This window comes from Pseudomonas sp. EL_65y_Pfl2_R95, assembly GCF_963971045.1.
Taxonomy (GTDB): domain Bacteria; phylum Pseudomonadota; class Gammaproteobacteria; order Pseudomonadales; family Pseudomonadaceae; genus Aquipseudomonas.
This window is the reverse complement of sequence record NZ_CAXAOV010000001.1, coordinates 1,256,004-1,277,051: the sequence shown is the minus strand read 5'-3', so window position 1 is coordinate 1,277,051 and position 21,048 is coordinate 1,256,004. Positions and strand designations below refer to the sequence as shown.

Genomic DNA, 21,048 nt, shown 5'->3' with positions numbered 1-21,048 from the left:
ACTTTCCGGTTGTGGCTTCATTCAAGGGTTCATCCACACACTTACCCACAGGTGTCGAGGGGCAATGAGTGGCTTCCCTAGCAGTACTTTTCGGGTGTAGGCTGTAGTTCTGATCATGAGAGGGTCGCCGCGATGCCGCGTAGTCTCTGCCTCACACGTCAATGCTTGGGTTTGGTCACACGTATCGAGTGCGTGGTGCTGCCACTGGCCGGCGAAAATGGACTTTGGACGCTGATCTGCGCTGCTGGTATTTCAGGTACTCAACCTTCTGTAATCAAGGCTCAGGGCCCATTCTACGGGCCTTCTGTGGCGGAAGGGGTATTGGCTGGAATCGCCGAGAGTCTGGCCAATCAAGGCTATGGCTCATGCTCTGAACTGCTGATTTGGCGCCTGCATGTACAGTCTGAATTGCGCCAGCTCAATGGCAGGCGCTGCTGTAACCTTGGTGACTATCAATTCCATCCAGAGAGCTGATCGGGCCCCTGTCAGCCGGCTTTAAGCGAGGCTTGCGTTGCCTGCGTTTGCACAGTTAATCCCACGACTCTCCACAGAGTTATCCACAGCACGACTAATAACTCGTCAAGGTGTTCCAAGGGGCTTTTACGGGGCTGCGGCGCGCGTATAATCGTGAACCTGTTTATCCTTCGTGAGGCTTCATGGAACGCTTTATTGAGAATGCGATGTACACCTCGCGTTGGTTGCTCGCTCCAATTTATTTTGGCTTGTCGTTGGGCTTGCTCGCGCTGGCGATTAAATTCTTCCAGGAAATCTTTCACATCCTGCCTAACGTCTTGTCGATGGCCGAGGCAGACTTGGTCCTGGTCATTCTGTCGCTGATCGATATGGCGCTGGTTGGCGGTCTGTTGGTCATGGTGATGTTGTCGGGTTACGAGAATTTTGTCTCGCAACTGAACATCGATCCCGGCAAAGAAAAACTCAGCTGGCTGGGTAAAATGGACTCCGGTTCATTAAAAATGAAAGTCGCGGCGTCGATTGTGGCGATTTCTTCGATCCATTTGCTCAAAGTCTTTATGGATGCGAAGAACATTCCGGATAACAAATTGATGTGGTACGTGATTATTCATATGACCTTTGTGCTATCCGCTTTTGCCATGGGTTACTTGGACAAACTAAGCAAGTACGACAAATAACATCCGCACATGCATGTGCAGGCAGTGCCCGCTCCGGCCCGGTTTCCAGCCGAGCGGGAGCGGTTTGCCTTTAGCGACCTAAAAGTCGGCGCGGCAGGGCCGGAGGAAGGGGGCGCTAAGGGTGTCGCACGCGGTGGTTAGAGCCTGAGATTGCTTTGTGCTAGGCTTGCCGGCCTTTTAAACCTGCAGCGGAGCAGTTCATGTCCGAACTAAATTTTACCACTGACGAAACACGCGTCAGCTACGGCATTGGTCGTCAACTTGGCGGCCAACTGCGTGACAATCCGCCACCGGGCGTGAGCCTTGACGCGATCCTTGCTGGCTTGACTGACGCTTTCGCCGGCAAAGACAGCCGCGTTAGCGAAGCTGACATGAACGCCAGCTTCAAGGTTATCCGTGAAGTGATGCAGGCTGAAGCTCAGGCCAAAGCCGAAGCGGCAGCGGGCGCTGGTGTTGCATTCCTGGCTGAAAACGCTGGCCGCGACGGTATCAAAGTATTGGCTTCTGGCCTGCAGTACGAAGTGTTGGCTACCGGTGAAGGCGCTACGCCAACCCGCGAAGACACCATCCGTGCGCATTACCACGGCACCCTGATCGACGGCACTGTGTTTGACAGTTCTTACGATCGCGGTGAGCCCGCTGAATTCCCAGTAGGCGGTGTAATCGCTGGCTGGACCGAAGCTTTGCAACTGATGCCTGCTGGCAGCAAGTGGCGCCTGTATGTACCGAGCGAGCTGGCCTATGGCGCGCAGGGCGTTGGTAGCATCCCGCCGCACAGCGTACTGGTATTTGACGTCGAGCTGCTCGAAGTCCTGTAAACCAGTGGGTGCTGAGTCCGGCAGTGATTATGCCGGGCTCAGAAACGCTGAGTATTGTGATTGATATGCTCGTGCATAGCGGTCACGCAGCGTGTTTGCGCGCTGTTTTCTCAGCGCCAGAGCATGATCGTCGGGGCGCAATGCCCGGGCATAGCAGAACAGAAACAGATTGCGCACCAGCTCTTTGAGCACCAAGGGCTCGCTGGAATTCAGCTCGTGCAAATCCAGATCACCCATGTCCCGCAACTCATCCAGTGCTTCTTCCTCAAGCATCGCGCAGACTTCCCCTGTGTCACGATTAAGGATGCGCAGATAGGGTTGTGGTCGATCAAGCCAGGCATCAATTAAATAAGTCATGTCTCATCTCCCTTGAAGGTGTTAGATGATAATAATTCCTATTCGCATAATAGCAAGGATCAATTAATGCTATTCGTCGGGCGTTGCGCGTTCGAGCGGTGATGGTGGCTCTTGTAGGGTGCGTCAACGCGAAGCTTGGCCACCGTGGTGTGGCAAGTTCTCGGATATATATGTGTGTAAATGGTGGCCGAAAGGGTATCGGCCACCTTGTCGATTTAGTGGGTGCGGGCCACGGCGAAGCGGCTCAGCTCAACCAATGCATCGCGATACTCACTGGCAGGCAGTACGTCAAGGCAGGCGATTGCGCGTTCTGCGTAGTCGCGGGCTTGTTGGGCGGTGTAGTCCAGCGCCCCCGCTGCTTCAACGGCGTTGCGAATGCTCTCAAGGTTCTCGATGCCCCCTTTCTGGATCGCCTGGCGTACCAGAGTAGCTTGCTCGGGCGTGCCCTCGCGCATGGTGTAGATCAGCGGCAGGGTAGGTTTACCTTCGGCTAAATCATCGCCAACGTTTTTGCCTAGCGTGGCGGCGTCGCCGCGGTAGTCGAGCAAGTCGTCAACCAGCTGGAAAGCAACGCCAAGGTGGTCACCAAAGGTGCGCAGCGCTTCGGTCTGTTCGGCTGTGGCACCTGCCAATGCAGCTGCACTGTGGGTCGAGGCCTCGAAAAGCATCGCGGTTTTGCCGCGGATGACTTCCATGTAGGTCTCTTCCGTGGTGCTGGCGTCGCGAATTTTCGATAGCTGCAGAACCTCGCCTTCGGCAATCACGCGCGTGGCTTTGGAGAGGATTTTCATCACCGGCATCGAGCCCAGTTCAACCATCATCTCGAACGAGCGCGAGTAGAGGAAGTCACCGACCAGTACGCTAGGCGCATTACCCCATTGGGCATTGGCCGTGCTGCGTCCGCGGCGCATGTCAGACATATCGACAACGTCGTCATGCAGCAAGGTTGCGGTGTGCAGGAACTCAATGGTCGCCGCGAGCAGGCGCAGGTTGTCGTCCTGCAGCCCAAGCGCCTTGCCACTAAGCAAGACTAATAAAGGACGCAGGCGCTTACCGCCAGCCGAGATAATGTAGTCGCCGATTTTCTCTACCAGCGGCACACGCGAGACAAGTTGTTGACGGATAATGCCATCAACGGCGGTAAAGTCGTCCGCCACCACGCGGTAGAAAGCCTGGGGTTGCATCAGTTGCAGGTGCTCCTCGAAGGTTGCGCGGCATGCTAGGCGGCGGGCTCAGGGCTGTCAAGGCAGGGGTCTGAGTCGCTTCAGCAGTTTCATATATAAAGGTGACAGCTTAACAAAGGGCTGAGCTTAGCCATATTACTGTTATAAAATGCCCCGCTGCATCACTATACCGCACGCCGATGCGAGCCTGACCCATGGCGTTGGCTACAGGGGCTTGCGCGGCGTAACCAGCTTGCGTACAATCGCGCACCCTGAACTTCCCCCTGGGCATTTCCCTGCCTTACGCAATTGCAAGGGCGTCTTTTCCGGCCCCGAGCAGCCATGCCAGCCGATAACTATCCCTCTAAAGAGCTGGGTGAGCAGGATTAACGGAGATATACCATGTACGCTGTAATTGTAACTGGTGGCAAGCAATACAAAGTCACCGAAGGCGAATTCCTGAAGGTTGAGAAACTCGAAATCGGTACTGGCGAATCCGTCACGTTCGATCGCGTTTTGTTGATCGGCAACGGTGACGACGTTCAAATCGGCGCACCGGTTGTAGCTGGCGCTACTGTTGTTGCAGAAGTTGTGTCGCAAGGTCGTCACGATAAAATCCGCATCATCAAGTTCCGTCGTCGTAAGCACCACATGAAGCGTCAGGGCCACCGTCAGTGGTTCACTGAGATCAAAATCACCGGTATTTCGGCCTGATTCATTTCAGCCTGATCCCTTTATAGGAGTATTGACTCATGGCACACAAAAAAGCTGGCGGTTCCACCCGCAACGGTCGCGACTCAGAAGCTAAACGCTTAGGCGTTAAGATGTATGGCGGCCAGGCTATCAAAGCAGGCAACATCATCGTGCGTCAGCGCGGCACCCAATTCCACGCTGGTTACGGCGTTGGCATGGGTAAAGATCACACTCTCTTCGCTAAAGTCGAAGGCGTGATCAAGTTTGAAGTAAAAGGCGCCTTCGGTCGTCGCTACGTGAGCGTTGTCGCGGCTTAATCGCGGCAAGGTTAAAAGCCCCGTCCTTGCGACGGGGCTTTTTTGTTTTTGTATTCTTGGGGTTCTTGCCAAACTGACCTGATAAAAGGCTTATGATTAAGCCCTTGTGGGAAGCTTTCTAAAAACTGAGTAGTAGTTTTTCAGCGGTTCCTTAGGTCAATTTTGCAAGCACCTGTGTTCCTTGGTTATTGTTAACCCGCAGTATTGGCGGGAGGCGTGCTCATGAAATTCGTCGATGAAGTATCGATTTTTGTAAAAGCCGGCGACGGTGGTAACGGTTGTATGAGTTTCCGTCGTGAAAAGTTCATCGAAAACGGTGGGCCGAACGGTGGTGATGGCGGTGATGGCGGTTCGGTGTATTTGATGGCCGACGAAAACCTCAATACCCTTATCGATTACCGCTACACGCGGCGTTTTGATGCCGAACGTGGCTCCAACGGCGGCAGCACCGATTGCACGGGTCGTAAGGGTGAAGAGTCAGTCCTGCGCGTGCCAGTGGGTACCACGGTGATTGATGCCGGTACCCAGGAAGTGATTGGTGACCTGACCAAGGCAGGCCAGCGCCTGCTGGTTGCACAAGGTGGCTGGCACGGTCTGGGTAATACCCGGTTCAAGTCCAGTACCAACCGTGCTCCGCGCCAAACCACGCCGGGTAAGCCGGGTGAGTCGCGCGACCTCAAGCTTGAGTTGAAAGTGTTGGCTGATGTCGGCCTGCTGGGCTTGCCTAACGCCGGTAAGAGCACCTTTATTCGTGCGGTGTCGGCCGCTAAGCCGAAGGTGGCGGATTATCCGTTTACCACGCTGATCCCCAACCTGGGTGTTGTCAGTGTCGACCGCTACAAGAGTTTTGTGGTTGCCGATATTCCGGGTTTGATCGAGGGCGCCTCTGATGGCGCGGGTCTGGGGATTCGCTTCCTCAAGCACCTGGCGCGTACGCGTCTGTTGCTGCACCTCGTCGACATGGCGCCGCTGGATCTGACTGATCCGAGCGAGTCGGCTATTACTATTGTCGATGAGTTGACCAAATTTAGCCCGGCACTGGCTGAGCGTGATCGCTGGTTGGTGTTGAACAAGTCGGATCAGATGCTCGAAGAAGAGCGTGATGAGCGTGTCGCCGAGGTGGTTGCTGCGCTTGACTGGAAAGGCCCGGTTTATGTGGTCTCGGCTATTTCGGGGGAAGGTACGCAGCGCCTGTGTCAGGACATCATGACCTACCTTGAGGCGCGTACCGAGAAGATTGCTGAAAATCCAGCATTCGCCTCTGAGTTGGCTGAACTTGATCAGCGCATTGAAGATGAGGCGCGTGCGCGTCTGCAGGCGTTGGATGATCAGCGTGCATTGCGTCGCTCGGGTGTCAAGAGTGTCGAAGATGTCGATGAAGATGACTTCGACGATGAAGATGACGACGACGGCCCGGAAATCTTCTACGTCCGGGATTAAGCCATTATCAACGCCGCTTAATAGCGGCGTTTTTGTATGTTTCGTGACTAGTAACTGTTTTGCACTTTTCGGTGCAGGGCTAGGGTTGAGGAATCATGCGTGACAAGGTGACTGGCGCGCAGCGCTGGGTGGTTAAAATCGGCAGTGCATTGTTGACTGCAGATGGTCGTGGTCTGGACCGTGCGGCGATGGCTGTGTGGGTTCAGCAGATGGTAGCCTTGCGCGAGCAGGGGGTGGAGTTGGTACTGGTGTCTTCCGGCGCTGTGGCGGCCGGCATGAGTCGCTTGGGCTGGACTTCGCGGCCAAGTGCGATGCATGAGCTTCAGGCGTCTGCTGCGATTGGTCAGATGGTGCTGATTCAGGCGTGGGAGTCGAGCTTTGCTGAGCATGGCCGGCGCACTGCACAAATCTTGCTGACCCACGATGACCTGTCTGATCGCAAGCGCTACCTGAATGCGCGCAGCACCTTGCGTACCTTGGTCGAGCTGGATGTGGTGCCGGTGATCAATGAAAACGACACTGTGGTCACTGATGAAATCCGTTTCGGCGATAACGACACTCTGGCGGCGCTGGTTGCCAATCTTGTTGAAGCCGACCTGCTAGTTATCCTTACGGATCGTGACGGCATGTTCGATGCTGATCCGCGTAATAATCCCAATGCCAAGTTGATTTATGAAGCGCGAGCGGATGATCCTGCTCTGGACGCCGTAGCTGGTGGTGTGGGCGGTGCTTTGGGTCGTGGCGGTATGCAGACCAAGCTTCGGGCTGCACGGCTCGCTGCGCGCTCTGGCGCCCATACAATCATTGTTGGTGGCGCGATAGAGCAAGTGCTTGCGCGGCTTAAGGCAGGCGAGCGGCTGGGCACGCTTCTGGCGCCTGAGCGCGGAATGTTGGCGGCGCGCAAACAATGGCTTGCCGGGCATCTGCAAACGCGCGGCACCCTGGTGCTGGATGATGGTGCGGTCAAGGCGCTGTCCACCGGTCGCAAAAGTTTGTTGGCGGTGGGTGTGCGTGCGGTGAAGGGTAGCTTTCGCCGCGGCGAGATGGTGGTCTGCGTGGCCGCCGATGGTCGTGAGATTGCCCGAGGATTGGCCAACTACAGTGCCCTTGAAGCGCAAAAGATAATTGGTCAGCCGTCTGATGCGATTGAAAAGCTGCTGGGCTATGTCGATGAGCCAGAGTTGATGCACAAAGATAATTTGATACTGGTCTAGGAGTGCGCTCGGATGCGTATGGCGAACGGATTGCTGGCTGCGTTGATGCTTGTGCCGGGGCTGGTCTTGGCGGAGGAGATTGGTTCGGTATCAACGGTGTTTAAGTGGATGGGGCCCAACGACAAAATTGTTGTTGAAGCTTTTGATGACCCTAAAGTCCAAGGCGTAACCTGCTACCTGTCGCGCGCCAAAACCGGCGGCGTCAAAGGTGGCTTGGGCTTGGCTGAGGATCGCTCCGACGCCTCGATTGATTGCAGGCAGATTGGTCCGATCAGTTTCACCGGCAAGCTTAAAGACGGTGAGGAAGTATTCAAGCAGCGCACCTCGTTGATCTTCAAGACCATGCAGGTGGTGCGCTTCTTCGATCAAAAGCGTAATGCGCTTATTTATCTGGTGTACAGCGACCGGGTGATCGAAGGCAGTCCGCAGAACTCAATGGCGGCGATTCCAATCATGCCGTGGCCGACGCAGAAGTAATTCGCCTCACCAGCTGTGGTTTTGGTTGGGGTGTGTCAATGCGAAGCTTGGTCACCGTGGCTCGCACAAACAGCCCGAGTATTCGAGACCGCAATGGTGGATGAAAAGAGCCTCATCCACCCTGGATTACAAAATTTGGGCAATAAAAAACCGGTCATAAGACCGGTTTTTTAAGGCTTTACGCCAAGAACTGACTGCTAATTAAGCAGCAGTGCTGAGTGCCTTGATGTGGGCATTCAGGCGGCTCTTATGGCGAGCTGCTTTGTTCTTGTGCAAGATGCCTTTGTCAGCCATGCGGTCGATGACCGGAACAGCTGCAACGTAAGCAGTTTGGGCCAGACCAGCATCTTTAGCGTCGATAGCTTTAACAACGTTTTTGATGTAGGTACGGACCATCGAGCGCAGGCTGGCGTTATGGCTACGACGCTTCTCAGCCTGTTTTGCGCGTTTTTTGGCAGAAGGTGTATTGGCCACCGTCAAGCTCCTCGAAATTTTTGGGTTGCAAACAAATAAGGCCGCGAATCATGCCTAGAAGGTATTCGTCTGTCAAGACTAAAGACAATTCCTGGCGCTAGCCTGACAAGTGGCAGGCCGCTACACTCGACGCCTTCGTGAACCGGTGGATTGTCCGCTGGCTCACATGTATGCGGAAAAATCATTATCTCATGAATTTGCTTAAGTCGCTGGCCGCCGTTAGCTCTTTGACCATGCTCTCGCGCGTTTTAGGTTTTGTGCGCGATACCATTATTGCCCGTACCTTCGGTGCTGGCGTGGCTTCTGACGCCTTTGTGGTGGCATTCAAGCTGCCCAATTTGCTGCGAAGAATTTTTGCGGAAGGCGCATTTTCCCAAGCGTTTGTGCCGATTTTGGCTGAGTACAAGACCCAGCAGGGCGAGGAGGCAACTAAAACCTTTATTGCCTACGTCTCGGGTTTGTTGACCTTGGTGCTGGCGTTGGTGACCTTGCTCGGTGTCATTGCGGCGCCGTGGATCGTATGGATTTCCGCCCCCGGCTTTGCCGATGAGGCTGATCGCTTTGCGCTCACCACCGATCTGCTGCGGATCACCTTCCCTTATATATTGCTGATTTCGCTGTCGTCACTGGCGGGGGCCGTGCTCAATACCTGGAATCGTTTTTCGGTGCCGGCATTTGTGCCGACCCTGCTGAATGTCAGCATGATCGTGTTTGCGCTGTTTTTAACCCCCTATTTTGATCCGCCGATCATGGCGCTGGGCTGGGCAGTGCTGGTGGGTGGTTTGCTCCAACTGCTCTATCAGTTGCCGCACCTGAAGAAGGTTGGCATGTTGGTCTTGCCGCGCCTGAATCTCAAAGACCGCGGCGTATGGCGGGTGATGAAGCAAATGGGGCCGGCGATCTTTGGGGTGTCGGTCAGCCAGATCTCACTAATCATCAACACCATCTTTGCTTCATTTTTGGTCGCCGGTTCAGTTTCCTGGATGTATTACGCTGACCGCTTGATGGAGTTGCCCTCAGGCGTGCTTGGCGTTGCGCTGGGTACGATTTTGTTGCCTGCGCTGTCGAAGACCTACGCCAGTTCGAGCCGCGAAGACTATTCACGGTTGCTCGATTGGGGGCTACGTCTGTGTTTTGTACTGGTATTGCCAAGCGCGGTGGCGCTGGCGGTGTTGGCAGAGCCGTTGACCGTGTCGTTGTTCCAGTACGGTAAATTCAGTGCCAATGATGCCTTGATGACTCAGCATGCATTGATTGCGTACGCAGTGGGTCTGCTCGGGATCATTCTGGTGAAAATCCTTGCCCCTGGTTTTTATGCGCAGCAGAACATCAAGACCCCGGTGAAGATTGCGATCTTCACTCTGTTCTCGACCCAGTTAATGAACCTGGCGTTTATTGGCCCGCTGGCCCATGTTGGCTTGGCGCTGTCCATCGGTTTGGCGGCCTGCCTGAATGCCAGCTTGTTGTATTGGCAACTGCGCAAGGCGGATATGTTCCAGCCGCAACCGGGTTGGATGATGTATTTGATCAAGTTGGTGGTGGCGGTATGCGTGATGGCTGCAGTGCTGCTGGTCATCATGCATTACATGCCGCAATGGTCATCTGGCGGCATGCTGGAGCGCCTGTTGCGCCTCGGGGTGTTGGTGGCTGCAGGGCTGATCAGCTACTTCGCCAGTCTGTTGTTGATGGGCTTTAGATTGCGCGATTTTTCGCGCAAGGCTATCGCCTAGCTTGCAATAGATGCGCTCTGCCCCAAATTGTTAGGGAGGGCTGATGCTGTTTTCATCCACCATTGAGGTCTCGAATATTCGCGGTGTTTGCGTGAGCGATGGTGGCCAAGCTTCGCGTTGACACACCCTACAAGAACCACCATTTTTCTGAATCGGGATTAATTGACCGGCAGATTTCTGATTGGCGCGACGTTGTTGCCTGTTGTCTGCGGTCTGGTATGCGTATAATCGACCACTTTATGAGCAAGAAGCGCGTTATGCAGCTGGTACGAGGCCTACACAATCTGCGGCCTGAGCATCGGGACTGTGTCGCCACAATCGGTAATTTTGACGGCGTCCATCGTGGCCATCAGGCTATTTTGGCGCGTTTACGTGAGCGAGCCGCAGAGCTTGGCGTACCCAGCTGCGTGGTGATTTTTGAGCCACAACCCCGCGAATTCTTTGGTCCGGAGACTGCGCCAGCGCGGCTGACACGCCTGCGTGACAAGCTCGCCTTGTTAGCGGCCGAAGGCGTTGACCGGGTACTGTGCCTGGCTTTTAATCCGCGCTTGCGCGAATTGAGTGCCGCCGAGTTTGTGCACAAAGTGCTGGTTGAAGGCTTGGGCGTGCGCCACCTCGAAGTGGGTGACGATTTCCGCTTCGGTTGTGACCGTGCCGGTGATTTCGCCTTCTTGTCTGCTGCTGCAGAGCGCGAGGGCTTTACGGTCGAGGCCGCCACAACTGTTGAACTTGATGGTATTCGAGTCAGCAGTACCCGGGTTCGCGAAGCCCTGCAAAGTGCAGACTTCCCCCTGGCTGAGCTGTTGCTTGGGCGCCCATTCCAAATCGCAGGACGCGTGTTGCACGGCCAGAAACTGGGTCGTCAGCTGAATGCGCCCACCGCCAATATTCAGCTCAAACGTCGCCGTGTGCCTTTGACCGGGGTTTACCTGGTCAGCACCGAGATCGACGGTAAGACCTGGCCCGGTGTTGCCAATATTGGCGTGCGGCCCAGTGTCAAGAGTGACGGTAGCGCCCACCTTGAGGTGCACCTTTTAGACTTTGCCGGTGATGTATATGGCCGGCGTTTGACGGTGGCATTCCACCACAAGCTGCGTGATGAGCAGCGATTTGCCTCTCTTGAGGCGTTAAAGACGGCAATTGCTGCCGATATTGCCGCCGCCCGTGCCCATTGGCGCACTTAAATAAATAGTGCCGACCGCTTAAATGAAGAGCCGAAATGACCGACTATAAAGCCACGCTAAACCTGCCTGATACCAAGTTCCCGATGAAGGCTGGCCTGCCGACGCGCGAGCCGGAAACCCTGAAGCGCTGGGACGATATTGGCTTGTATCAGAAACTGCGCGAGCTGGGCGAAGGCCGTCCAAAGTTTGTGCTGCACGATGGCCCTCCGTACGCCAACGGCAGCATTCACATCGGTCATGCGGTCAACAAGATTCTCAAAGACATCATCACCCGCTCGAAAACCCTTTCGGGCTACGACGCACCTTATGTGCCGGGTTGGGATTGTCACGGCCTGCCGATTGAGCACAAGGTCGAGACCACCTTTGGCAAAAATCAGCCAGCAGACCTCACCCGTGAGCGCTGCCGTACCTACGCCGGCGAGCAGATCGAGGGTCAGAAAGCTGACTTTATCCGCCTCGGCGTGCTTGGCGATTGGGACAAGCCTTATCGCACCATGGATTTCGCCAATGAAGCCGGCGAAGTTCGCGCGCTGGCTGAAATGGTCAAGCAAGGCTTTGTCTTCAAAGGCCTGAAGCCGGTTAACTGGTGCTTCGATTGCGGCTCGGCCTTGGCTGAGGCTGAAGTTGAGTACCAGGACAAAAAGTCTGATGCCATCGACGTCGCCTTTGTCTGCGAAGACAACGACAAACTGGCCGCCGCATTCGGCCTGAGCAGCCTGCCGAAGCCTGCCAGCATCGTGATCTGGACTACCACGCCGTGGACCATTCCGGCCAACCAAGCGCTGAACGTGCACCCAGAGTTCAACTACGCCCTGGTTGATGTCGGCGACAAGCTGTTGCTGCTCGGCGAAGAGCTGGTTGAAAGCTGCCTAGAGCGTTATGGCCTGCAAGGCAGCGTCATCGCGACCGCCAAAGGCGATGCGCTGGAGCTGATTCGTTTCCGTCATCCGTTCTATGAGCGCTTTTCGCCCGTGTATCTGGCCGAATACGTTGAGATGGGTTCCGGCACCGGCATCGTTCACTCGGCACCAGCCTACGGTGAGGACGACTTCCGTTCGTGCAAAGGCTACGGCATGAGCAATGACGACATCCTTAGTCCGGTGCAAAGCAACGGCGTTTACGTTGAGTCGCTGCCGTTCTTCGGTGGTCAGTTCATCTGGAAAGCCAACCCGAATATCGTTGCCAAGCTCGAAGAAGTTGGCGCGCTGCTCAAGTATCAACCGATCCAGCACAGCTACATGCACTGCTGGCGCCACAAGACGCCGCTGATCTATCGCGCTACCGCGCAGTGGTTTGTCGGTATGGACAAGCAGCCGAATCAAGGCGACACCTTGCGTGAGCGTGCGCTGGGTGCCATTGAGCAGACTGAATTCGTTCCTGCGTGGGGCCAGGCTCGCCTGCACAGCATGATCGCTGGCCGTCCTGACTGGTGCATCTCGCGTCAGCGCAACTGGGGCGTGCCGATCCCGTTCTTCCTGCATAAGGAAAGCGGCGACCTGCATCCGCGCACCGTCGAGCTGATGGAAGAAGTGGCCAAGCGTATCGAAGTCGAAGGTATCGAGGCCTGGTTCAAGCTCGACGCCAGCGAGTTGCTCGGTGACGAAGCCGCGCAGTACGACAAGATCAGCGACACCCTCGATGTGTGGTTTGACTCGGGCACCACCCATTGGCACGTGCTGCGTGGCTCCCATCCGTTGGGGCATGCCTCTGGCCCGCGCGCCGATTTGTATCTTGAAGGTTCCGATCAGCATCGCGGTTGGTTCCACTCATCCTTGCTTACCGGTTGCGCAATCGACGGTCACGCGCCGTATAAAGAGCTGCTGACCCACGGTTTCGTGGTCGATGAGAACGGTCGCAAGATGTCCAAATCGCTGGGCAATGTGGTTGCGCCACAGCAAGTCAACGACAGCCTGGGCGCAGACATCATGCGTCTGTGGGTCTCGTCGACCGATTACTCGGGCGAGATGGCGGTTTCTAACGTCATCCTGCAACGCAGCGCCGATTCTTATCGCCGTATCCGCAACACCGCGCGTTTCTTGCTTTCCAACCTCACAGGTTTCGAGCCTGCTGAGCATGCGTTGCCGGTTGATGAACTGCTTGCGCTTGACCGCTGGGCCTTGGATCGTGCCTTGCTGCTGCAGCGTGAAATCGAAGAAGCCTACGACAGCTACCGTTTCTGGAATGTTTACCAGAAAGTGCACAACTTCTGTGTGCAAGAGCTGGGCGGCTTCTACCTCGACATCATCAAGGACCGTCAATACACCACGGCGGCCGACAGTGTTGCTCGTCGTTCATGCCAAACTGCACTGTTCCACATCGCCGAAGCTCTGGTGCGGTGGATCGCGCCGATTCTGGCCTTTACGGCCGATGAAATCTGGCAGTACCTGCCGGGCGAGCGCAACGAGTCGGTGATGCTCAATGGCTGGTATCAAGGCCTGGCAGAGCAATCGCAGGATGTCGAAATGAACCGCGAATTCTGGGAGCGGGTCATGGCGGTCAAGGTTGCGGTCAACAAAGAGCTGGAAAATCAGCGCAAGGAAAAAGCCATCGGTGGCAACCTGCAAGCTGAAGTGACCGTATACGGCGAAGACAGCCTGATCGCTGATCTGAACAAGCTCGGCAACGAGCTGCGCTTTGTTTTGATCACCTCGACCGCAACCTTGGCGCCGCTCAGTGCTGCGCCGGCTGACGCGGTAGAAACCGAAGTGGCTGGCCTCAAGCTGAAGGTGGTTAAGTCTGCCCATGCCAAGTGCGGTCGCTGCTGGCATCACCGTGAAGACGTGGGTGTGAACCCCGCGCATCCGGAAATCTGTGGTCGCTGTGTCGATAACATCGAAGGTGAAGGCGAGGTTCGTCATTATGCCTAATGTCCCAAGCCGCTTCGGGCGGCTTGCTTGGCTCTGGCTAAGCCTGCTGGTGTTTGCTGTCGATCAAGCCAGCAAGTTCTATTTCGATAACAACTTGACCATGTATCAGCAGATTGTGGTGATTCCGGACTACTTCAGCTGGACCTTGGCCTACAACAAAGGCGCCGCCTTTAGTTTCCTTGCAGGTGAATCGGGCTGGCAGCGCTGGTTCTTTGCCGCTATCGCCATTGCCGTGAGTGCGGTGCTGGTGGTCTGGCTCAAGCGCCTCAAGGCCGATGAAACCCTGCTTGCTGTGGCGCTGGCCTTAGTCTTGGGCGGCGCTATCGGTAACTTGGTAGACCGGATTGTACTGGGCCATGTGGTCGATTTTATCCTGGTGCACTGGCAGAACCGTTGGCGCTTCCCGGCATTCAATCTGGCTGACAGCGCCATTACATTGGGCGCCATTTTGCTGGGTCTGGATATGTTCAAGAGTAAAAAAACCGAGGAGCCGGCACATGACTGATATTCGTATCGGCCCGGACAAGCAGGTCACCTTGCATTTCGCGATCAAGCTGGACAATGGCGACGTTGTCGACAGTACCTTCGACAAGCAGCCTGCCACCTTTAAAGTCGGCGACGGTAACCTGTTGCCGGGCTTTGAAGCCGCACTGTTTGGCTTCAAGGCGGGCGATAAGCGCAGCATCGAGATTCTGCCTGAGCAGGGTTTTGGTCAGCCAAACCCGCAAAACCTGCAGGTGATTCCGCGTAGCCAGTTCGAAGGCATGGATTTGTCGCCGGGCTTGCTGATTATTTTCAATGATGCGGCCAACGCAGAGCTGCCGGGTGTGGTCAAAGAGTTTGACGACGCTCAGGTGACGATCGATTTCAACCATCCCCTGGCCGGTAAAACCCTGAGTTTTGATGTTGAGATCATCGAGGTCATAGCGCTCTGATTGCGCAAGTAGGAGGGCGCCTGCGTATCTCCCAGGCGTCAATTTCTACCCAATCTCTCATTAGGTGGCCGATAGGCACTGCGCGCCACCTGATGTAGGCTAATTATCCCGTTTCTTTCCAATTGCACGGCGCAACGAGGCCAATATGCAGATTAAACTCGCAAACCCACGTGGCTTCTGTGCCGGTGTTGACCGTGCAATTGAGATTGTTAACCGCGCGTTGGAAGTGTTTTCACCGCCGATTTACGTGCGCCATGAAGTGGTGCATAACAAGTTTGTGGTCGAAGACCTGCGCGCCCGTGGCGCCGTATTCGTTGAAGAGCTGGATCAGGTGCCAGACGATGTCATCGTTATCTTCAGCGCCCACGGCGTTTCCCAAGCGGTGCGTGCAGAAGCCGACCGCCGCGGCCTGAAGGTGTTTGACGCGACCTGCCCGTTGGTCACCAAAGTCCATATGGAAGTGGTGCGGTACAGCCGGGAAGGGCGTGAGTGCATTCTTATCGGCCATGCTGGGCATCCAGAAGTCGAAGGCACCATGGGCCAATACGACGACAGCAATGGCGGCGCTATTTATCTGGTCGAAGACGAGAAAGATGTTGAAAAACTAGCCGTGCGCAATCCAGATGCACTGGCCTTCGTCACCCAAACCACGCTGTCAATGGATGACACCAGCAAAGTCATCGACGCGCTGCGAAAAAAATTCCCGGCCATCGGCGGCCCGCGTAAAGACGACATTTGCTACGCCACCCAAAACCGTCAGGATGCCGTCAAACAACTGGCCGCAGAATGCGACGTGCTCCTGGTAGTCGGCAGCCCCAACAGCTCCAACTCCAACCGCCTGCGCGAACTGGCAGAGCGCATGGGCACCCCAGCCTATCTCATCGACGGCGCTGAAGACCTCAAGCAGGAATGGTTTACCGGCGTCGACGGCATCGGCATCACCGCTGGCGCTTCGGCACCAGAAGTTCTGGTGCGCGGCGTTATCTCCCAGCTACACGCCTGGGGCGCAACCGGCGAAAGCGAACTCCTCGGCCGGCCCGAGAATGTAACCTTCTCGATGCCGAAAGAGTTGCGGGTGAAGCAGGTTTAAGCCTGTTTCTCCACGCAATAAAAAAACCGCCTCGGCGGTTTTTTTATTGCGTGCAAGTTGCGCTTACCAGCAGTCTTGGAAGCTAGCGGCAGTGCCGCTTTCGCCTTTGGTGCCGCGACTGTTCAGGGTTAGCGTACCGCACTCGTTATCCCTTGCTTGTGCACCGCGGGGCGCCGCACTAAGCACTACGCAGTTGGCTATTGCGACGTTGGCGCAAGCGCCAGCGGTAATGCTGTAGCGTTGGTCTTCTGAAATGACCGCCGCGTCTGCATCGCCACTCATAGCTAAACCGCCAGCCCCTAAATTCGTGGTATAGCTCTGGTTTTGTGAGTAGAAGCGTTCCTGCGCCTGCATGATGCGCATCAACCAAGCTTGGCCATCTGAACGGCCTGAGCGCATAACGTAGTTCTGGTAGCTCGGGTAAGCAATGCTGGCCAATATGCCGATAATCGCAACCACAATCATCAGTTCCATCAGGGTAAAACCCTTTTGCCTAAACATTAATTCTCTCTCCAATACAGGCCGCGAATCGGGTTTTTGACTTCGCAGAGTTTTTCCCCGTCCGCGCAGGCGATATCGCCATCATTATCGCCATCACCACGGTCTTTCAGGCAGCTCTCTGCACCGCAGAGCAAGCCTACGGCATTGCCATCGCTTAATACAGTTGCAGGCACTGACGGGATACCGCCGTGGGTTAAATCAAACCCGCGAACTGGTGTCTTGACGCCCGATATGGTTTTGGTAAAGACAGCACTGGCATCAGTGATATTCATTGCATAGAAGCGGCCACTCCCCACATCAGGGCCGCATGTTGTCACTTGCGTGCCATTAGGTCGGAAGGTCGTGAACAACACAGCTCCCGCAAAGCTCGTGGAGTTGGCCAGCACCTTCTCGCCTGCAGGGAAGCGTATAAACCAACCGCTGCTGTTTGCCAGCGTAGTTGCATCAGGTGTGTAGTCATCGCCTGGGGTTAGCTGGGCATAAAGACCGTTTATATCGGTACGTTTGCCAGGTATTTCCGCTGCCGCTGTCGCTTGGGCTTTGTTGATAAGATAATTGTAGGCATCAAACATTGTCAGTGGAGCATTGGCATCGTTGGCAGTGGCATCGGCCAGTTCGGTTGCTGTAAGCACGTTGCTGGTTGCGTCGTAGGCTTTATCAGCAAGCGCTTGTACTTCAGCTTGCAGGCCGGATGAAGTACCTGAAAGTGCTAGGCGTTCAGCTTGTAGGGTTTGTAGAAGCGCAGCTTGGGTCGCCAAGGGGGAGCTAACTGCAGCAAGAGCGGTTTGATCTGCAGCAGCAGTCGCGGCAAGTAATTCATCATTGCTGATACCGCTAGGTGTGGCTGGCAGTCCAGCAAGCAGGTTCTCCAGTTCTGTTTGTTTAGCTGTCAGTTCGGCCTTCTTTGCATCACCAGCCGCCACGTCACTTGACTCATAAGCATTAAAGGCTTGCAGTTGTAACGACTTGACCTCAGCCATTGCTGTACTGATTGCCGAAACCTGATCCACAATTCCTGCGCGTGCTGTGACATCCGGCGAGCTTTGGTAATTGTCATTAAGGGTTTCCAGCTCAGCTTCAAGCGCTGTGGTATCGGTGTCCACTTTCCGGGCGTCGATGATTTCCTGTTCTTTCGCCGTGATGGTGCTGTATTCAGCCTCTAAGGCTGGAGAGGCCGCTAGGGCTGTCAGTCGAGCCTGCAGCGCACCCCAGTCAGTGGCATCATCATTCTGTAGTTGTGCTGCTTTGAATGCCGAGGCCTCTGCAGTCGTTGGCTGCAAGTCCGTAACTTGTTTGAGACCATCCTGTGCGACTACCGTCAGACTGTGTAATTGGGTTTGTTGAGTCGTTTCATCTGCATGGGCTGTGACATAGGGGTCGTTGGTGAGAATGGCATCAATTGCACTTTGCTTCTGATTAACGCTGGTATTGGTGGCCAGCAAGTCGTTGGCTTTATCGGTGTAGCCAATGCTGCTTTGATAATTGCTGAAACTTTCCCGAGCGGATGTTTCGCTTGCGGTTAGCGCGTCGATTTCAGCACGCTTCACATCAATTTGGCTTTGGAGGCCTGCCGCTTCGCTAGTCGACAAATTAACGCTACTCACGTCGGTCAGGTTGCTTTCTGTCACCGTCGTATAGGTAGTCGGCGCTGCGTAGACGTTTGCATCTTTAATGACGTAGAAGCGATCAACTGCTGCTTCACTCAGTGGGTGACCGCGGTAGCCCGAGCCGATACTGATGGTGAAGTAGGTCTTGCCGCCGCGTTCTTTAATCAAGGACACATCTGGCTTGTTATAGAAACGACGGTTGTTTTGCTGATCGGTGCCAGCAATACTGGCGATCCGCCCGCCCGTTGCAAAGTTAGCAGCGCCGGTATTGTTCGATTTGATGTCGAAGCGGAATATTTGACCGCGGGTATCAGAGGTGAAGATGGTATCAATCAAGCCATCGCCGCCTAGGTCAACCAAAGTCGGATCAGCTGGCATGCTGTTGGTCATGGCTGCTAATTTCAGGTTGGCGTCGGTATCTCCGCTTGGGCCTGCCATCCATAATTTTTGTCCAGTGGCAGCATTCACCACATAAACAGCATTGCCGTAGGTGTCATTTTTAGGGTTGTCTGGGGTGGTGTCGTTATCTTGGATCGGGTCGTAACCCCCAGTGAAAATAAGCACATCGGTAGCAGCACCATTCCAATTAACTTTGGCTACTTTGGGGGTGGACCACGTCTGTCCGAGGCGAGCAAAGCCAGTGCTGGCGCCACCACGGATAACCCAGTTCAGTTTTGGGCTAATGCTAGATGGGTTGCCTGCTGTGGCTGGGGTAACGTTTAGGGAGTAATAATTTCGGCCACCACGCCCCATGCCCGCATACAGATTAACAGCCGTAACGGTGCGCAGTCTGGAAGAAGCGTTGACGTCGCCGTAGGTTACCTTCAAATCAAACTGGCCATCTATGCCGTATTTTTTATTTGTGCTGCCTTGCGGGTCTTCGTAGTAAGACTTTAGATTGCCCAGCAGTTCTTTGGGTACGAATGAAAAATACTCAGCACCGGTCTCAGGGTTGATCGCCCCAATAAAACCTTCGTTGGTGCCATAAAACAGAGCCAGTTTATCTTGATTGCTGCTGGTGTTCGCCCGGGTCAGGTCTTCATCGCTGGTGTATGCAACAACTTTTGGCGTGTTGTGCAGGATGTCACCGATTTGATAGCGAACTGAGCTATCGGCAGGATTGGTGCCGCGCGCCCAAGTAATGATGTCGGTCTTATCGGTGTTGGTCATTGCGCTATCACCCAGCATAGTCTTCGTGATAGCGGTGTTATTGGTGACCAGTAAATTATTGCTGCCACTGGCTAAGTTAACTGGGGTCGGGTTCGCGCTAGGTTCAAGGTTATTGCCGGTGTAAGTATAAATGACCCGTGCCGATGGGCTGCTTAAGTGGCTGGCTGCGCCGCCCGCTTCAGCGTTTTTACCGTCAGCACTTTGGCTCCAGAAGCTTTGTGCGCTATCGCTAAAAAAGCCTGTGCTGGAGTCAATTGCATTTTGGCCCCTGCTGTCGGTGACGACCAAGTCGCCATTGACCGTTGTAGCCTTGTATTTTTTAACGTTGCCGACCCAGCGAGCACCCTTAGCGGGGCGGAATAGCGCGTAATAAAGATCATTGCGATAGCCAAAGTTACTGTAGGCACTCACCGAAACTGTTGGCGTTGTAAACGTCGTGTTCTCAGCCAAAATGTCAGTCACAATGGATTTCAGCGAGCTGACGAGGCCGGAGGTGTCTGAGGTAACAAAGAACTTACCTTGGCCATAAGTGGCGGTGTCTTGCAGGAGTCGGGTGTCGCTGATGTTGCCGAAACCGATGGTGTAGGTCGACACGGTTTGCTTGCCGGCCAAAGATGCAGGGCCGCTGTCATTATTCGCCATCCACTCTGCGAGGCCAGGCATCCAACACCCAGCGTTGCTTTCACCGTCAGTTGGATAGCCTTGGTTGCATGAAGTGTATTGGGTATTTGCAACGCCGGTTTTTACCAAGCTTGAGATAGCGTTGTTACTGCTGCTATCCCCATTTGGCAAGCCGTCTGTCAAAACGATAATGTTAGACTTTTGGCATGAGTTAGTAATAGGGGAGATATAAGTGTTGCCGCTTCTAGAAGCTGCGTCACTGTTCCAAGGGTTTCGCGTGCTTGACCCTGTACCCACCTCGTATACACCCCGAGAGCTATTGCCATAAACGAGGCTGCCCCCACGCATGTACTGTACCGCTTCATGGTAGCTTTCAAGCAGTGGGGTTGATCCGCTGGCATAGTAACTCGTCAAGTTGGACTTGAATGAGCTAGCGACTGTACTGGCTTGCTTGACCGGGTTGTTAATAAACCCCCCTTCATTGTCAGAGCTAAAGCGCGCCAGACCAATATTAGAATCATCGGTGATGGCCAGCTCGTCTACCAGTTGATTAACGACCTGCTTAACCACCTGTAGGCGTGTGAGCTGTCCGTTATTATTCTTGTTCTTACGCCCTTCGGTGCTGGTACACCAGTCTCTGGGCATACCATTCTTGTCATTTTCAATAGGCGTTAAGCTATCGCAGTCGGTCCCAGGTACACCGCTTTGCATCGAACCCGAGGTATCGATAACAAACAAAATGTTGGGTCTTACACGCTGATCTGCTGGTAAGTCCCGGGTGGTATAGATTTCGGTGTCATCGGCCAGTGCTGTGCTCAATGACAGGGCTAAGTAGGTAAAGGCTGAGGCGCCAATTGCGAGTTTACGGGTCAGGCTCATGGTCGAGTCCTCAGTTTTGATTCAAAAAAAGTTCAGTGGCTACGGCAGGGCTTGAGGGCGTGTAAAACACAGAGCCGACCCAGTCAATTTTCAAACCGAGTTGATCGTATTGAGCCGGTGTGCCGTTTATATATAGAAGTGTGTTTTTGTCTAGCGCTAGGCTAATAGGTGCGCAACCGGTGCAAGGTGTAGCGAGAACTGTTCCGTCGACATTTCCAGGTGCTGAATTTTTGATGTTTAAAATAAATACAGCACTTTCTATATACAGCGGGTCATTAGTTGATTCTTCATTAGCCGCATGAGCTGGCAAAGCAGTAGTTGCTATTAGAAGAGCAATCAGCGCGATTAGCTTATTCATTC

19 protein-coding genes and 1 pseudogene are annotated in these 21,048 nt (G+C 54.7%); 14 read left to right on the top strand and 6 right to left on the bottom strand.

The features are described from left to right. The first annotated feature begins 132 nt into the window (after positions 1 to 132). From AACY09_RS06095 to AACY09_RS06085, 3 genes are all read left to right on the top strand, one after another. A complete protein-coding gene (locus AACY09_RS06095; protein WP_339486643.1) occupies positions 133 to 474 on the top strand; it encodes a PA4575 family protein in 342 nt (113 codons plus the stop codon). A 182-nt stretch (positions 475 to 656) separates the two neighbouring features. Beyond that, positions 657 to 1,151, top strand: coding sequence for a TIGR00645 family protein (locus tag AACY09_RS06090; RefSeq protein ID WP_339486642.1), 495 nt, complete (start codon positions 657 to 659; stop codon positions 1,149 to 1,151). Positions 1,152 to 1,351: 200 nt separating this feature from the next. Next, on the top strand, positions 1,352 to 1,969 hold the full coding sequence (locus tag AACY09_RS06085) for an FKBP-type peptidyl-prolyl cis-trans isomerase (RefSeq protein WP_339486641.1): 618 nt from the start codon (positions 1,352 to 1,354) through the stop codon (positions 1,967 to 1,969). A 135-nt stretch (positions 1,970 to 2,104) separates the two neighbouring features. On the opposite strand, the pseudogene AACY09_RS06080 reads toward AACY09_RS06085, so the two are convergent. Together AACY09_RS06080 and AACY09_RS06075 are read right to left on the bottom strand one after the other, a co-directional pair. After that, positions 2,105 to 2,326, bottom strand: a pseudogene (locus AACY09_RS06080) (PA4570 family protein); the annotation flags it as partial. 215 nt (positions 2,327 to 2,541) lie between these two features. Next, complete coding sequence (locus AACY09_RS06075; protein WP_339486640.1) at positions 2,542 to 3,510, bottom strand: polyprenyl synthetase family protein; 969 nt, start codon at positions 3,508 to 3,510, stop codon at positions 2,542 to 2,544. A 381-nt stretch (positions 3,511 to 3,891) separates the two neighbouring features. On the opposite strand from AACY09_RS06075, the gene rplU reads away from it, so the two are divergent. The 5 genes from rplU to AACY09_RS06050 all read left to right on the top strand — a co-directional run bounded on the left by rplU (position 3,892) and on the right by AACY09_RS06050 (position 7,630). Continuing rightward, entirely contained in the window at positions 3,892 to 4,203 is a 312-nt protein-coding gene (gene rplU, locus AACY09_RS06070; RefSeq protein ID WP_339486639.1) for a 50S ribosomal protein L21, read from the top strand. A 38-nt stretch (positions 4,204 to 4,241) separates the two neighbouring features. Then, positions 4,242 to 4,499, top strand: coding sequence for a 50S ribosomal protein L27 (gene rpmA, locus AACY09_RS06065; protein ID WP_003281574.1), 258 nt, complete (start codon positions 4,242 to 4,244; stop codon positions 4,497 to 4,499). A gap of 222 nt (positions 4,500 to 4,721) precedes the next feature. Beyond that, complete coding sequence (gene cgtA / locus AACY09_RS06060; RefSeq protein ID WP_339486638.1) at positions 4,722 to 5,939, top strand: Obg family GTPase CgtA; 1,218 nt, start codon at positions 4,722 to 4,724, stop codon at positions 5,937 to 5,939. Positions 5,940 to 6,034: 95 nt separating this feature from the next. Continuing rightward, on the top strand, positions 6,035 to 7,153 hold the full coding sequence (proB, locus tag AACY09_RS06055) for a glutamate 5-kinase (protein ID WP_339486637.1): 1,119 nt from the start codon (positions 6,035 to 6,037) through the stop codon (positions 7,151 to 7,153). A 12-nt stretch (positions 7,154 to 7,165) separates the two neighbouring features. Beyond that, positions 7,166 to 7,630 carry a CreA family protein gene (locus AACY09_RS06050; RefSeq protein WP_339486636.1) on the top strand — a complete coding sequence of 155 codons (465 nt, stop codon included), beginning with the start codon at positions 7,166 to 7,168 and terminating at the stop codon, positions 7,628 to 7,630. Between the two features lie 201 nt (positions 7,631 to 7,831). Here AACY09_RS06050 and rpsT read toward each other — a convergent pair whose 3' ends face one another. Continuing rightward, the gene (gene rpsT, locus AACY09_RS06045; protein WP_339486635.1) at positions 7,832 to 8,104 is read right to left on the bottom strand and encodes a 30S ribosomal protein S20; all 273 of its coding nucleotides are present in this window, start codon (positions 8,102 to 8,104) and stop codon (positions 7,832 to 7,834) included. Positions 8,105 to 8,295: 191 nt separating this feature from the next. Here rpsT and murJ point away from each other — a divergent pair, with 191 nt between their 5' ends. From murJ to ispH, 6 genes are all read left to right on the top strand, one after another. Next, on the top strand, positions 8,296 to 9,834 hold the full coding sequence (murJ, locus tag AACY09_RS06040) for a murein biosynthesis integral membrane protein MurJ (RefSeq protein ID WP_339486634.1): 1,539 nt from the start codon (positions 8,296 to 8,298) through the stop codon (positions 9,832 to 9,834). A 257-nt stretch (positions 9,835 to 10,091) separates the two neighbouring features. Next, the gene (gene ribF, locus AACY09_RS06035) at positions 10,092 to 11,018 is read left to right on the top strand and encodes a bifunctional riboflavin kinase/FAD synthetase (RefSeq protein WP_339486633.1); all 927 of its coding nucleotides are present in this window, start codon (positions 10,092 to 10,094) and stop codon (positions 11,016 to 11,018) included. A 35-nt stretch (positions 11,019 to 11,053) separates the two neighbouring features. Next, entirely contained in the window at positions 11,054 to 13,885 is a 2,832-nt protein-coding gene (ileS, locus tag AACY09_RS06030) for an isoleucine--tRNA ligase (RefSeq protein ID WP_339486632.1), read from the top strand. Further along, positions 13,878 to 14,390, top strand: a complete 513-nt coding sequence (gene lspA, locus AACY09_RS06025) for a signal peptidase II (protein ID WP_339486631.1) — start codon at positions 13,878 to 13,880, stop codon at positions 14,388 to 14,390. The genes ileS and lspA overlap by 8 nt, the downstream gene beginning before the upstream one ends. After that, entirely contained in the window at positions 14,383 to 14,820 is a 438-nt protein-coding gene (locus AACY09_RS06020; RefSeq protein ID WP_339486630.1) for an FKBP-type peptidyl-prolyl cis-trans isomerase, read from the top strand. Before lspA ends, AACY09_RS06020 begins: the two co-directional genes overlap by 8 nt. 145 nt (positions 14,821 to 14,965) lie before the next feature. After that, positions 14,966 to 15,910: a 4-hydroxy-3-methylbut-2-enyl diphosphate reductase gene (ispH, locus tag AACY09_RS06015; RefSeq protein ID WP_339486629.1), complete on the top strand. Its 945-nt coding sequence runs from the start codon at positions 14,966 to 14,968 to the stop codon at positions 15,908 to 15,910. A 63-nt stretch (positions 15,911 to 15,973) separates the two neighbouring features. On the opposite strand, the gene AACY09_RS06010 is transcribed toward ispH, so the two are convergent. From AACY09_RS06010 to AACY09_RS06000, 3 genes are read right to left on the bottom strand one after another with little or no spacing between them, the layout of a single operon-like run. After that, positions 15,974 to 16,411: a type IV pilin protein gene (locus AACY09_RS06010; protein WP_339486628.1), complete on the bottom strand. Its 438-nt coding sequence runs from the start codon at positions 16,409 to 16,411 to the stop codon at positions 15,974 to 15,976. Further along, the gene (locus tag AACY09_RS06005; RefSeq protein ID WP_339486627.1) at positions 16,411 to 20,688 is read right to left on the bottom strand and encodes a pilus assembly protein; all 4,278 of its coding nucleotides are present in this window, start codon (positions 20,686 to 20,688) and stop codon (positions 16,411 to 16,413) included. The genes AACY09_RS06010 and AACY09_RS06005 overlap by 1 nt, the downstream gene beginning before the upstream one ends. A gap of 10 nt (positions 20,689 to 20,698) precedes the next feature. After that, complete coding sequence (locus AACY09_RS06000; RefSeq protein ID WP_339486626.1) at positions 20,699 to 21,046, bottom strand: hypothetical protein; 348 nt, start codon at positions 21,044 to 21,046, stop codon at positions 20,699 to 20,701. Between the last annotated feature and the right edge of the window lie 2 nt (positions 21,047 to 21,048).